12 protein-coding genes are annotated in these 12,712 nt (G+C 63.2%); 5 read left to right on the plus strand and 7 right to left on the minus strand.

The features are described from left to right. The first annotated feature begins 230 nt into the window (after window positions 1–230). The 4 genes from AC1RQ5_RS18140 (at window position 231) to AC1RQ5_RS18155 (ending at window position 4,629) form a co-directional block, all read left to right on the plus strand. A complete protein-coding gene (locus AC1RQ5_RS18140) occupies window positions 231–1,130 on the plus strand; it encodes a DUF2189 domain-containing protein (RefSeq protein ID WP_493200781.1) in 900 nt (299 codons plus the stop codon). 614 nt (window positions 1,131–1,744) lie between these two features. Next, the gene (locus tag AC1RQ5_RS18145; protein ID WP_211908563.1) at window positions 1,745–1,897 is read left to right on the plus strand and encodes a DUF1127 domain-containing protein; all 153 of its coding nucleotides are present in this window, start codon (window positions 1,745–1,747) and stop codon (window positions 1,895–1,897) included. A gap of 178 nt (window positions 1,898–2,075) precedes the next feature. Beyond that, window positions 2,076–3,512 carry a methylenetetrahydrofolate--tRNA-(uracil(54)-C(5))-methyltransferase (FADH(2)-oxidizing) TrmFO gene (gene trmFO / locus AC1RQ5_RS18150; protein ID WP_493200783.1) on the plus strand — a complete coding sequence of 479 codons (1,437 nt, stop codon included), beginning with the start codon at window positions 2,076–2,078 and terminating at the stop codon, window positions 3,510–3,512. 22 nt (window positions 3,513–3,534) lie between these two features. Continuing rightward, window positions 3,535–4,629, plus strand: coding sequence for an AMP-binding enzyme (locus AC1RQ5_RS18155; protein ID WP_493200785.1), 1,095 nt, complete (start codon window positions 3,535–3,537; stop codon window positions 4,627–4,629). Window positions 4,630–4,722: 93 nt separating this feature from the next. Here AC1RQ5_RS18155 and AC1RQ5_RS18160 read toward each other — a convergent pair whose 3' ends face one another. Genes AC1RQ5_RS18160 through yajC form a run of 5 tightly spaced genes read right to left on the minus strand, consistent with a single transcriptional unit; the run spans window position 4,723 to window position 9,016 of the window. Further along, a complete protein-coding gene (locus AC1RQ5_RS18160) occupies window positions 4,723–5,556 on the minus strand; it encodes a phytoene/squalene synthase family protein (protein WP_493200786.1) in 834 nt (277 codons plus the stop codon). Beyond that, on the minus strand, window positions 5,553–5,936 hold the full coding sequence (locus AC1RQ5_RS18165) for an Mth938-like domain-containing protein (protein WP_398476773.1): 384 nt from the start codon (window positions 5,934–5,936) through the stop codon (window positions 5,553–5,555). Before AC1RQ5_RS18165 ends, AC1RQ5_RS18160 begins: the two co-directional genes overlap by 4 nt. Next, window positions 5,936–6,961, minus strand: coding sequence for a protein translocase subunit SecF (secF, locus tag AC1RQ5_RS18170; protein WP_493203468.1), 1,026 nt, complete (start codon window positions 6,959–6,961; stop codon window positions 5,936–5,938). The genes AC1RQ5_RS18165 and secF overlap by 1 nt, the downstream gene beginning before the upstream one ends. A gap of 31 nt (window positions 6,962–6,992) precedes the next feature. Continuing rightward, window positions 6,993–8,597, minus strand: a complete 1,605-nt coding sequence (secD, locus tag AC1RQ5_RS18175; RefSeq protein ID WP_398476771.1) for a protein translocase subunit SecD — start codon at window positions 8,595–8,597, stop codon at window positions 6,993–6,995. Window positions 8,598–8,638: 41 nt separating this feature from the next. After that, complete coding sequence (yajC, locus tag AC1RQ5_RS18180; RefSeq protein ID WP_398476769.1) at window positions 8,639–9,016, minus strand: preprotein translocase subunit YajC; 378 nt, start codon at window positions 9,014–9,016, stop codon at window positions 8,639–8,641. Between the two features lie 193 nt (window positions 9,017–9,209). Here yajC and AC1RQ5_RS18185 point away from each other — a divergent pair, with 193 nt between their 5' ends. After that, window positions 9,210–10,181, plus strand: a complete 972-nt coding sequence (locus tag AC1RQ5_RS18185) for an ATP-binding protein (protein ID WP_493200789.1) — start codon at window positions 9,210–9,212, stop codon at window positions 10,179–10,181. A gap of 74 nt (window positions 10,182–10,255) precedes the next feature. Here the strand turns inward: AC1RQ5_RS18185 and AC1RQ5_RS18190 are convergent, their stop codons facing one another. Both AC1RQ5_RS18190 and AC1RQ5_RS18195 read right to left on the minus strand, forming a co-directional pair. Beyond that, a complete protein-coding gene (locus AC1RQ5_RS18190) occupies window positions 10,256–11,719 on the minus strand; it encodes a peptidoglycan DD-metalloendopeptidase family protein (RefSeq protein ID WP_493200791.1) in 1,464 nt (487 codons plus the stop codon). Window positions 11,720–11,825: 106 nt separating this feature from the next. After that, window positions 11,826–12,476, minus strand: coding sequence for a protein-L-isoaspartate(D-aspartate) O-methyltransferase (locus AC1RQ5_RS18195; RefSeq protein WP_493200792.1), 651 nt, complete (start codon window positions 12,474–12,476; stop codon window positions 11,826–11,828). Window positions 12,477–12,712 lie beyond the last annotated feature (236 nt).

A 12,712-nucleotide genomic window follows, 5' to 3' on the forward strand; every position in this document is an offset into this window, starting at 1 on the left:
GGATAACGAGACTAGTTCAAACTCCGTTCCAATTGCGGCGAAACGCCGACTGCACTGCACCCTCACCCAAGCGTGAGAGCGGCACTGCGCATCGCGCGCTAGGATGGTCCCACAGGTCGCGGCAAGTCAGTTCTTTCTGCATGCGCGTCTGACTTCGTCGTGATGGTTTCCGAGCGGCTGCCGCGCCTGCTGCGCGTGACGTTGCCGCGTGAACAATGGGAGCAACGACCATGGCCCTCTCCACCACAGGCAATGCCACTGAACTTGTCCGCATCGACGACATCAGCCCGGCGCCTCGCGTCTATTCCATCACGCCATCCGATCTCGGCGACGCGCTGCGTCTCGGCTGGGAAGATTTCAAGGCCGTGCCCAGCCACGCCATCATGCTATGCCTGATCTATCCGGTGATCGGCATCGTGCTGGCCCGCACCGTGCTCGGCTATTCCATCCTGCCGCTGCTGTTTCCACTCGCAGCCGGCTTTGCCCTGCTCGGCCCGTTCGCGGCCATCGGGCTCTATGAACTGAGCCGCCGCCGCGAGACTGGCGAGGATGCGTCGGCCTGGCATGCGCTGGATGTCACGCGCTCTCCCTCCTTCGGCGCGATGCTGGCGCTCGGCCTCGCATTGCTGGTGCTGTTTCTCACCTGGATCGCAACGGCCCAGGCAATCTATGTCTCGACCTTCGGCAATGCGCCGGCAGCGGGCATTCCGAGCTTCGTGTCGGAGGTGCTGACGACATCGCAAGGCTGGCAACTCATCGTGGTCGGATGTGGCACCGGACTGATGTTCGCGCTTGTCGCACTCTGCGTCAGCGCCGTGTCGTTCCCACTGATGCTGGATCGCCATGCCAGCGTGATGGACGCCGTCACCACGTCCTTGCGCGTGGTCGCGCGCAATCCGGTGACCATGGCCATCTGGGGCTTCATGGTTGCGGCGCTGCTCGTGCTCGGCTCGCTGCCCTTCTTTCTCGGGCTTGCCGTCGTGATCCCGTTGCTCGGCCACGCCAGCTGGCATCTCTATCGGATGGTGGTGGAGCGCAATCCGAATCCGCCCGTCATGCCCGAGCGCAACCCGATGAAGCGCCATGCGGCCGATTTTCCGGTCTCACTGTTTCGAGGTCGCGAAGACTGACGATTCAGGGTTCCCGGCGAGGCCGGCTATGCTGCGGGCCGACGCGTCCCGGGTTCCCGAGTCGTCACCTCGTTCAGTCTTTGAAGGCGCTGCTCGCATACGGCGATCAATGGCTGCGGCGGCAATCTATGCGAGGGCCGCTAGCGCAGTGGCATGCAGAACAAAGCGGGAAATGATACAACTGCTGAGCGCCTGTTCGCTCGATATCCTTTCTTGAGATCAATCCCATAATATATGAATTATAATTCATAACTTTCTTCCATATGCGATTCGCGCATGTCTTACCGCTGGCTGTTAACGGCCCGTCAGGCCTGCGCCAGCCTGTGGCCACGCCGCCATCACGATCCCGCCACAAGCGCCGGAAACCCTTTAAAACCGTACTTTAATCGACTAATTAACGGGTAACCGCGCGGTCCCGGTGTCCGGATACGCACCCTGCCTGAAGCCACGCCACCCTGCGCCGAAAGGTTAATCACTTCTTGCTATAGGCATGCATAAATCGCTTAGCTGCACCGCAACATCTGAACTGCCGCATTGCGAAGTGGTCATCTATATTCACTTCAACGGCGAGGAACTCTTCAAGAGATGAATCGCCAGATTGAAGGAGAAAGAAAATGCTGCTCTCGCTTATCCGTATGATCCAGGCTTTCCGTGACTATCAGCGCAATGTTGCCGAGCTGTCGCAGCTCAGCGATCGCGAACTGTCCGACATCGGTCTCGACCGCTCTGACATTCCGCGCGTTGCTTCCGGTGCCTACAACGGTTGATCCGTCTGGACGGCTCGCCGTCCGCGACGTTTCACGAATTGCGCCCGCCACCAGCGGGCGCGATCGTGGCGCCAGCTCAGCCCTTCTTGCAGAAGCTCCAGTGCAAAGTACTGACTAACCTGCGGAACCCGGCCAAAGCGAATTCCGTTTCGGCTCGAAACACGCTACATGCGGGGCCATGACAATAGCCCCTATTCAAGACGACCGCGTCCATGTGATCGGCGCGGGCCTCGCAGGCTCTGAAGCCGCCTGGCAGGTCGCCAATGCCGGCATCCCCGTGGTCCTCCATGAGATGCGCCCGGTGAAGATGACCGACGCCCATCGTACCGATGGCCTTGCCGAGCTCGTCTGCTCCAATTCATTCCGTTCCGACGACGCCCTGAACAACGCTGTCGGCCTGTTGCATGCCGAAATGCGCAAGCTTGGCTCGCTGATCATGCGCAGCGCTGACGCCAATCAGGTGCCCGCTGGCGGCGCGCTGGCCGTGGACCGCGATGCGTTCTCCGATGCCGTCACCAAGGCACTCGAAGACCATCCCCTCATCACCATCGATCGCACCGAAGTCGCCGGCCTGCCGCCGACGGAGTGGCGCAATGTCATCGTTGCGACCGGCCCCCTCACCTCGGCGCCGCTGGCTGATTCCATCCGCGCTTTGACCGACGAGAATGCGCTGGCCTTTTTCGATGCCATCGCGCCGATCGTGCACAAAGATTCCATCGATATGGAGATCGCCTGGTTCCAGTCGCGCTACGACAAGGTCGGGCCCGGCGGCACCGGCGCTGACTACATCAACTGCCCGATGACCCGCGAGCAGTACGAGGCCTTCATCGACGCGCTTCTGGCCGGCGAGAAGACCGATTTCAAGGAATGGGAGCTGAATACGCCCTATTTCGACGGCTGCCTGCCCATCGAGGTGATGGCCGAGCGCGGCCGCGAGACGCTGCGGCATGGCCCGATGAAGCCGGTGGGCCTCACCAATCCGCGCGATCCGCTGGTGAAGCCCTACGCCATCGTCCAGCTGCGCCAGGACAACAAACTGGGCACGCTCTACAATATCGTCGGCTTCCAGACGAAGCTGAAATACGGCCCGCAGCAGGCAGCGCTGCGCATGATTCCGGGCCTGCAAAATGCCGAATTCGCCCGCCTCGGCGGCCTGCATCGCAACACCTTCCTCAATTCGCCAAAACTGCTCGACGAACAGCTGCGCCTCAAGGCCCAGCCGCGGCTGCGTTTCGCCGGCCAGATGACCGGCTGCGAAGGCTATGTGGAGTCCGCCAGCGTCGGCCTGATCGCCGGGCTTTGCGCTGCGGCCGAAGCCAAGGGCCAGTCGCTGGCCATGCCGCCGGCGACCACCGCGCTGGGCTCGCTGCTCGGCCATATCACTGGCGGCCATATCGAGACCGTGGATGCCGGCCCGCGCTCGTTCCAGCCGATGAACATCAATTTCGGCCTGTTCCCGCCGCTGGAATCGCCGCCGACCAAGAAGCCCGACGGCTCGCGCCTGCGCGGCAACGAGAAGACCGTGGCCAAGAAGCAGGCGATGAGCGCCCGCGCGCTGGCCGATCTGGATGGCTGGATCGCGGCGACGCTTCCCGCCGTCGCGGCAGCGGCCTGACGCAAGCTCGGTTGGATCTGTCATGAGCTTGCCCAAACAGGATGCTGCTGCGCTGTCCAAGCACTGGACCGAAGGCGTATTGCTGAAGCGCGACGTATTTTCGACCGTCGAGCGCGGACGTTTTCGCACGCGCGACGGCGATGTCGATGCGGTGCTGCGCCGGCTCGATCAGGTGCCGTGGTGGTCGTTCATCCTCGCGCTGCATCTGTTCACGCGTGAACGCCGCGCGCTGACGCTGGCGCGCGATCTCAAGGTCGGGCCGGAACTGCTCTGGGCCGGCAAGCGCACGCTGGTGCGCGGCTTCATCGACGGCGTCGCGCTGCATCTGGCGAAGCCGCACAACGATGCGCGCTATTTCCAATCCGCAAAACTGGCGCTGCGAAAGCTGCATCGCTTGGGCGTGTGCCACAACGATCTCGCCAAGGAGCAGAACTGGCTTCAGGGCAGCGATGGGCTCGCTTATCTCACCGACTTCCAGCTCGCCGTCTGCTTCAAGAGCCGCAGCCAGCTGTTCCGGATCGCGGCCTATGAGGATCTTCGCCATCTCCTCAAGCACAAGCGCACCTATGCGCCAGAGCTTTTGACGGCGAAGGAAAAGCAGATCCTGGCGAAGAAGTCGCTGCCGGCGCGGATCTGGCTGATGACCGGCAAGAAGGTCTATCGCGCCATCACGCGTGGCATCTTCAACTTCACCGACCGCGAAGGCGGCGGCAAGCGCCTGGTCAACGACGCACCACCATTGCTGGAAATCATCAAGCGCAATCCGGCAGTGCGTGATGCTGCGATCGTAGCCTTTGCGGATCGGCGCACGGGTGTCGGACTGTATGCGTTCGTGGAAGCGGATGATGTCGCGCTCGAGGGAAAGCTTCAGAATGAGCTTGCCGCAGCAAAGGTCGCGAAGGCGCCAGAACATCTGCAGGTGATCCCGGCGCTGCCACGCGATGCGTCCGGCAAGATCCGCACGGAAGTGCTGCAGTTGGTGGCGATGAATCAGGTCGATCTGCTGGAGCCGCTGATGAAGAGCGACGCCGATCGCGCATTCCTGAAGACGATCCTGGAATCGCGGAAGAACTTGCGGGATCGCTTCAATTTCGAGACCCAGCTGCCGCAGGCGTAGACCGTAGGATGGGTTGAGCGTAGCGATACCCATCATGGCCGGACGCGTGTGGTGATGGGTATCGCTTCGCTCAACCCATCCTACGGCTGCGAACTACGACGCCCGCCACAGCGTCCAGAGCGTCCGCAACCGCGCACGCAGATACAGCTCGAACGGATCGAAGCTCGCGGCGGCCATCTGGCCCAGGTCATATTTCACCAGCGCCAGCGGCAAGAACGCGGCGCGCGCAGGTTCCGCGACATCCGCCAGCATGCCATCCGCCACAGCCAGTTGCTCCTGCGCGCCCTCGATCAGTTGATCGAGCGTCGCACGGATCGCGGGCGTCAGCTTGCCAGCATAGAATTCCACCTCGCTGCCGCCGTTCTGCGTCAGCATGTCATGCGGCAGATAGAGCTGGCTGCGCGCGGCATCGTAAGGCAGGCGCGCCGTGATATGCGCCACACCCTGCGCGAGCCCGGCATGTTCGGCGACATGATCGACCGCCTCCGAGCGATCCCCGAGAATGCGCGCAGCACACGCGAACAGCGTCCCGGACGTGTCCCGAAAATGGCTCTCCAGCACGGCGAGATCCGGCATCGGATCGTTGTAAAGATCGAACACATGCGCATCGATCAGTTTGACGAGCCGATCGACCGGCAGATCGAAGCCGCGCACCGCCAGCAGCAATTCGGCCGCAACAGGATTTTGCTCGACATCGCCATGCCCGGCACCGGCCAGCGCATCGGTCCACCACTGCAGCCGGATCTCGCCGGGCAAAGCTTGCTTGACCTGATCGCGGACGCGGCTCACCTCGGAATTGAAAGCGTAGAGCGCCAGCAGCGGGCGGCGTTTGTCGGCCGGCACGAACAGCGTCGAGGCATAGCGATCGAAATCATGGGTGCGCACGAGATCGGCGCAGAAGGCCGCGGCGCTTGTATCGGCGCTCATGGCACAGCGATCAGCGCGGCCGCCACGCGACGGCGCTCGCCGATCATGATGTTGTAGGTGCGGATCGCGGGGCCGGTCATCATCGTGTCCGCCATAATGTGGAGACCGCGCAGCGCCTCGCGCAGATCGCGCGGCATGATCCAGACATCGTTGCCGGTGCCGATGATCAGCGTGTCGATGCCGGCATGCCCCTCGAATACCCGGCGCAGCGCGTGGCGATCGATCTCGTCCGGCTTGGTCACCGCCCACGCCCACACCGCATCGGGCAGGCACAGCAGCGAGCCCTGATGCGACATGGTGTCGAAGATAAAGCCACCCTTGCCGTAGGCCTCGATCTCAGCGGCGCGCGGGAGATGCGGCTGCTCGGGATCGACCGGCATCAGGCTTTGGCCGTCTTTGCCGGCGCAGTTTTGGCCGGTTTGCCAGTGCTGACCGGCTCGTCGCGGTTCTCACCAACGCCGAGATAGATCAGCATCGGTGCCGCGATGAAGATCGAGGTGTAGGTACCGACCAGCACGACGCCGAAGATCATCACGGCCGTGAACGAGTGGATCGCGTGGCCGCCGAACAGATACAGCGCGAGCAGTGCCAGCGTCACCGTGACGTGGGTGATGATCGAGCGCGACAGCGTCGAATTGATCGACTCGTTGAGCAGTTCCGGCATCGGCATCTTCTTGTAGCGACGCAGGATCTCGCGAATACGGTCATAGATGACCACGGTATCGTTCAGCGAGTAGCCGAGAATGGTCAGCAGCGCCGCGATGCTGGTGAGATCGAAATCGACCTGCGCGATCGACATGAAGCCGATGGTCAGCACGATGTCATGCACGTTGGCGATCATGGCGCCGATGGCGAACTGCCATTCGAAGCGGAACCAGAGATAGATGAGAATACCGAAGATCGCGAGGATCAGGCCCAGCATGCCGTAGGCGAGCAATTCGCCGGACACGCGCGGGCCGACCACTTCGACGCGGCGATAGTCGACGCTGTCACCCAGCGTGGCGCGCACCTTCTGCACGGCCCCTTGCTGGGCGGTATCGCCGCCCGGCTGCTGCGCGAGACGGATCAGCACGTCGGCGGGACCGCCGAACTGCTGCAGCTGGACGTCGCCGAGGCCGAGCGTCGAGAGTTTTGTGCGCATGTCCGAGATGTCGGCGGGACCATTCTTGGCCTGCACCTCCATCAGGGTGCCGCCCTTGAAGTCGATGCCGAAATTCAGGCCATGCGTGAAGAACAACGTGATCGCCGCGATCGTCAGCAGCGCCGACATCGGGAAGCTGATGCGGCGGAACTGGGTGAAATCGAACTTCGTATCGTCGGGGACGATGCGGAGCGATGGCAACAGGTCGAAGATGGTCACGATCGACAGAACGACGACCAGCGCAGCCAGACCGAGAAGAACCATTTGTGTCGTAGTCAAAATCTGCTCCGTCCGCTCAGATCGGCACGCGCTGCGGCCGCTTCCACCTGACCCAGGTGGCAACGATCAGGCGGGTCACCGTGAAGGCGGTGAATACCGTGGTGATGATGCCGATACCGAAGGTCACGGCAAAGCCGCGCACCGGGCCGGTGCCGATATAGAACAGCACGCAGGCCGCGATGAAGGTGGTGATATTGGAATCGAGAATGGTGGCCAGCGCGCGCTTGAAGCCGGCATCGATGGCGGCGATCGCAGTGCGGCCACCGCGCAGTTCTTCGCGGATGCGCTCGTAGATCAGCACGTTGGAGTCCACCGCGATGCCGACCGTCAGCACGATGCCGGCGATGCCGGGCAGCGTCAGCGTGGCATTGAGCAGCGACAGGACGCCGAAGATCATGGCGACGTTGATGGCCACAGCGATATTCGCGAACAGGCCGAACAGACGATAGGTCAGCAGCATGAACACGATGACGAGGATCGAGCCGATATAGGCGGCGAGCTCGCCCTTGGCGATCGAGTCCTGGCCGAGGCCCGGACCGACGGTGCGCTCCTCGATGATCGACAACGGTGCCGGCAGCGCGCCCGCGCGCAGCAGGATCGCGAGGTCGTTGGCGCCCTGGACGGTGAACGAGCCCGAGATCTGGCCCGAGCCGCCGGTGATCGGTTCGCGAATGACCGGCGCCGACACCACCTCGTTATCGAGCACGATGGCGAAGGGCAGACCGACATTCTTGGTCGTCGCTTCCGAGAATTTTCGAGCGCCGGCCGTGTTGAAGCGGAACGAGACGATGGGCTCATTGGTGCGCTGGTCGAAGCCTGGCTGCGCATCGGTGAGGTCGCCGCCGGTGACCAGCACTTCCTTTTTCACCAGATACGGCGTCTTCGGCGAGGTCGAGCTCATCAGGAGATCGGAGTCCGCCGGCACCCGGCCCTGCGCCTGTTCGGCCGGGATCGAGGTATCGACCATGCGGAAGTCGAGCTTCGCGGTCTTGCCGAGCAGTTCCTTCAGGCGCGACGGATCCTGCAGGCCCGGCACCTGGACCAGCACGCGGTCGAGGCCCTGGCGCTGGATCAGCGGCTCCACGGTGCCGAGTTCGTTGATACGACGCTCGATGATCTGCAGCGACTGATCGACCGACTGGCGCAGGCGATCATTGATCGCGGCCTGCGGCACGGTAAAGCGGATTAGCCCGCCGCCGGCATCGGAAACGTCAAGGCTGCGCGCGCCGCTCTGGCCCATGATGCCGCTGAGCGGCTGCGAGAGTTCACGCAGCTTGGTGAGCGCGTTCGGAACGTCCGTGTCCTTGGTGATGCGGACTTCGACGGCGTCGCCGCGGACATTCAGGCCGGTATATTGAACGCGCGGATTCATGTCGCGGAGGGTGCGGCGGACGTCGTCGCGCACCTGGTCGAGCTTGTCCTTCTTGACCGCATTGGCGTCGACTTCGAGCAGGATGTGCGAGCCGCCCTGCAGATCGAGGCCCAGCACCAGATGGCGCTGCGCCCATTTCGGCCAGGTTTTCACGGTGGCTTCGGGGAAGAAGTTCGGCACAGCGAACAGGCAGACGACCAGCGCCGTCACGATAATGCCGAGCGCCTTCCACCGTGAGAAATACAACATCGAAAAAGTCCGTCAGAATTCGAGGATGGGCGTCGCTGCGATCACTTGGCCGCCGCGTCGTCCTTGGCCTCGGTCTTGGTATCGCCCTTTTCCTTGGCCGGTTCGCCCTTGGTGCGGACACCCGAGATCATCGAGCGCAGCTGGCGCACGCGGACGCCTTCGGCCAGTTCGAATTCGACCTGCTCGTCGTCCACCACCTTGGTGACCTTGCCGACCAGACCGCCCGAGGTGACGATGGTGTCGCCGCGGCGGATGTTCTTCACCATTTCGGCGTGGTCTTTGACCTTCTTCTGCTGCGGACGCAGGATCAGGAAATACATGATGACGAAGATCAGCGCGAACGGCAGCAGCGACATCAGCATGCTGTTGGTGTCGTTGCCGGCGGCTGCGGCCTGGGCGAACGCAGGGGTAATGAACATCGAAAGTCCTCGTGAATGCGGGGGTTGACCGGCGACGCAGCCGCGTTCGGCCCGGTCTCGGTAAATTCGGCGCGGACTATAGCGGCCGGCAAGCCAATTGCAACGCTCCTAACCCCCTTGATGTACAAGCGCTTTGTACCGCTTGCGGAGCTGTTCCCGGATGGTTAAGGGTGCAGCCTAAGGAAAGCCCGAAATGTCAAAAAAACCCAATAAAACCAGCCGCCGCCCTGCCGCCAAAGCCGCCAAGGTCCCCGCCAAAAAAGCCGCCGCCAAGCGCCCGCGACCGATGGCCGCCCCCAAGCTGGAAGAGCGCATCGCGCTCGCTCTGGAAGCCATCGCCGCCAACATGGCCGCGGCAGCGCCGAAAGCTTCCAACGCCGATTCTCTGGCCAGCGCCGATGCCTTCATCTGGCACCCGGACGGCCGCCTCGCACCGGTCCCGAAGGTAAGCCGGGTCGAGCTGGATCTCCTGCAGGGCATCAATCAGCAGGTCGACACGCTGATCGAGAACACCCGCCGCTTCGCCACCGGCCTGCCCGCCAACAACGCCTTGCTCTGGGGCGCCCGCGGCATGGGCAAGTCGTCGCTGGTGAAGGCGGCGCATGCGCGGATCAATGCCAGCAAGTCGGTCAATGGCCGACTGAAGCTGGTCGAGATCCATCGTGAGGACATCGAGAGCCTGCCGCTCCTGATGGCGCAGATCCGGGCCTCGGATTTCTATTTCATCGTGTTCTGCGACGACCTCTCCTTCGACGGCAATGACGCATCCTACAAGTCGCTGAAAGCCGTGCTCGAAGGCGGCATCGAGGGACGGCCGGAAAACGTCATCCTCTATGCGACCTCGAACCGCCGCCATCTGCTGGCGCGCGACATGATCGAGAACGAGCGCTCGACCTCGATCAATCCCGGCGAAGCCGTCGAGGAAAAGGTTTCGCTGTCGGACCGTTTCGGGCTCTGGCTCGGCTTCCACAAATGCAGCCAGGACGAATATCTCGCCATGGTGCGCGGCTATTGCAGCCATTTCAAAGTCAAGATCGACGACGACCAGCTGCAGCGCGAAGCACTGGAATGGTCCACCACCCGTGGCTCGCGCTCGGGCCGCGTGGCCTGGCAGTTCGTGCAGGAACTGGCCGGACGGCTTGGGGTGAGGCTGGCGACGAAGTAAACGACATCACATCGCAAACGAAAACGGCGCCGACTGTTCCAGTCGGCGCCGTTTTGTCAGGTTGATGCGGCAGATTACGCGCCATTCAGGAACTGCAGCGGATCCACTGGCGACGAGCCCTTGCGGATTTCGAAGTGCAGTTGCGGCGATCCGACTTCGCCGGACTGCCCGGACTTCATGATCACCTGACCGCGCTTGATCGTCTCGCCGCGCTTCACCATCAGTTCGCTCGCATGGGCATAGGCCGTCACGTAGCCGTTCGAGTGACGCACCAGCACGAGATTGCCGTAGCCCTTGAGTTCGTTGCCGGCATAAGCAACGACGCCGTCTTCGGCGGCCTTCACCGGCGTGCCTTCCGGCACGGCGATGTTGATGCCGTCATTGGACTTGCCATTGGTCTTGGCGCCGTAGCCGGTGGCCACGCGGCCACGCACCGGCCAGCGGAAGGTCGGCAATGCGCCAGTGGCTTCAGCAGCCTTGGTCGGCGCTTCCGGAGCAACGTCTTCAGGCGTTGTGGTGGCGCTGGCGAGCCGAGCCTTTTGCTGCGGCTCAACGGCAGCCACGCGGGCGGGCGCCGTGGTGACGGGCGCAACCGGTGCTGCTGCGATGGTCGATGGGGCGCCGAGCGGCGCGGGAGCCGATGCGGTCGGCGCAGCTGATGCGCTGCGCGCTCCGGGCACATTGATCTTGCTGCCGAGCTTGAGCTGGGCGGTTGGCGACAGCCCGTTGGCGCGCGCGAGTTCGGCCACCGGCACGTTGTTCTTGCGCGAGATGCTCATCAGCGTATCGCCGCGATTGACGTAATGCGTGGTCGAGGCGGCAGCGGGACGCGCCGGAGCGGCAGCGACCGCCGGAGCAGCCACAGCGCCCTGACGCGGAATGATCAGCGACTGGCCGGGCGACAGCGCACGCGGACCGCGATAGCCATTGGCCTGCAGGATCGCAGCCTGCGAGACATTGTAGCGCTTCGACAGGCCATCGAGCGTATCGCTGGTGCCGACGATGATCGTGGTGCCGTTCGGACCGATGGGAGCCGGCGAGGGAGCCGCGGCAACCGAACGCGGCGCCGTGCTGCCGGTGTGCTCGATCGGCGCGCGAGCGGGTGCCGATGGCGGCGTATACATGCCATTGCCGCCACCGCTCATCGGCGCAGCCGATGCGACCGGACGCGGCGTGGACGGATAAGATTGCTGAGCAGACGGATAGGATTGCGGCGCCGAGATCGGCGGCGGCAGCGGCTGCGATGAATACTGGGGCTGCGGATTGTAAGACGGGCGCTGGTACTGCGGCAATTCGCGCGGCGCTTGCGCGACGGGACGCTGCGGCACGGAGCCTGTGGCCTCGCCACCATAGCCCCCTTGACCGCCCTGCCAGCCGAACTGGCGGTTGCTGCTTTGACTGATATTGTTGCCATCGAAGGTCTGCGACAGCCGCGTCGACATGTCGGCACTGCAACCGGCAAATCCGATGGACATCAACGCCAACACCGCAACCTGCGGAGAACGACGCGAGCAAAGCAACTCGACAACGCGGGACATTGGTTACTCACTCATACGCAACACACGACTGAATTGAGTAAACACCGTCTCCGTTACCAAGCCTTTAACCCTGCGACAAAGACGTGATCGACGATCACGCACATGTTCAGAGTTCGCGCGCGATGCCCGGCAACGCGGGCACGAAGCGGACCGCCACCAGATCGCGGTGCTCGATGGTCTCTCCCGTCTTGCGGATACGCACCAGCGTCTGCACACCATGATGCGGGCCGACCGGCGCGATCAGAATGCCACCCTCGTCCAGCCGGTCGATTAAGGATTGTGGCACGGCCTCGACAGCTGCAGTGACGATGATGCGGTCGAAACTGCCCAGGTTGGAAGACAGGTTGAGGCCGTCACCGAGCATGACTTCGACATTGTAGAGACTGAGGCTTTCCAGCCGCGCTCGCGCGGCGTCTGCCAACGTGCGATACCGCTCGACGCTCACAACGTCGCGAACCAGCTTGGCGAGAATGGCGGCCTGGTACCCGGAGCCCGTGCCGAGTTCGAGCACGCGATGACGCGGCTCGAGTTGCAACTGCTCGGTCATATAAGCGACCACGAAAGGCTGGCTGATGGTCTGGCCGCAGGAGATCGGCAGCGCAGAGTCACGCCAGGCATATTGGCGGTCGGCGGGGTCGATAAAACGGTCGCGGGGCACCTCTTCCATGGCGCGCAGGATTCGCCCGTCGCTGATACCGCGGCGACGCAGGCTCAGCTGGAATTGCATCTGCTCGGGCGGATGGCCGGTATCGATCATGGGAACTGTCCACCCTCACCTTGCGATGGCGCTCGATTACCCCAAATAGGTTGACGCAATCTCGCCGAACACAAGCGATGCGGCCTGCGGAGATAATTGTTCCCGACAACGGAACCTGAACTGCGGTCGCCCGTTACAGGCGCTGGGGATCAGCGAATTTGCAGCGCCAATGTCGGCGACCGTACACTGGATGTTCGGGTCCTGCGCTATTTGAGTCTCTCGAATTCACGCGGGGC

Source organism: Tardiphaga sp. GW821-FHT12E02 (genome assembly GCF_058807155.1).

Coding starts and splice junctions, on each gene's coding strand:
- AC1RQ5_RS18140 (WP_493200781.1), top strand. CDS start 231: ATGGCCCTCTCCACCACAGGCAATGCCACTGAACTTGTCCGCATCGAC.
- AC1RQ5_RS18145 (WP_211908563.1), top strand. CDS start 1,745: ATGCTGCTCTCGCTTATCCGTATGATCCAGGCTTTCCGTGACTATCAG.
- trmFO (WP_493200783.1), top strand. CDS start 2,076: ATGACAATAGCCCCTATTCAAGACGACCGCGTCCATGTGATCGGCGCG.
- AC1RQ5_RS18155 (WP_493200785.1), top strand. CDS start 3,535: ATGAGCTTGCCCAAACAGGATGCTGCTGCGCTGTCCAAGCACTGGACC.
- AC1RQ5_RS18160 (WP_493200786.1), bottom strand. CDS start 5,556: ATGAGCGCCGATACAAGCGCCGCGGCCTTCTGCGCCGATCTCGTGCGC.
- AC1RQ5_RS18165 (WP_398476773.1), bottom strand. CDS start 5,936: ATGCCGGTCGATCCCGAGCAGCCGCATCTCCCGCGCGCCGCTGAGATC.
- secF (WP_493203468.1), bottom strand. CDS start 6,961: ATGGTTCTTCTCGGTCTGGCTGCGCTGGTCGTCGTTCTGTCGATCGTG.
- secD (WP_398476771.1), bottom strand. CDS start 8,597: ATGTTGTATTTCTCACGGTGGAAGGCGCTCGGCATTATCGTGACGGCG.
- yajC (WP_398476769.1), bottom strand. CDS start 9,016: ATGTTCATTACCCCTGCGTTCGCCCAGGCCGCAGCCGCCGGCAACGAC.
- AC1RQ5_RS18185 (WP_493200789.1), top strand. CDS start 9,210: ATGTCAAAAAAACCCAATAAAACCAGCCGCCGCCCTGCCGCCAAAGCC.
- AC1RQ5_RS18190 (WP_493200791.1), bottom strand. CDS start 11,719: ATGTCCCGCGTTGTCGAGTTGCTTTGCTCGCGTCGTTCTCCGCAGGTT.
- AC1RQ5_RS18195 (WP_493200792.1), bottom strand. CDS start 12,476: ATGATCGATACCGGCCATCCGCCCGAGCAGATGCAATTCCAGCTGAGC.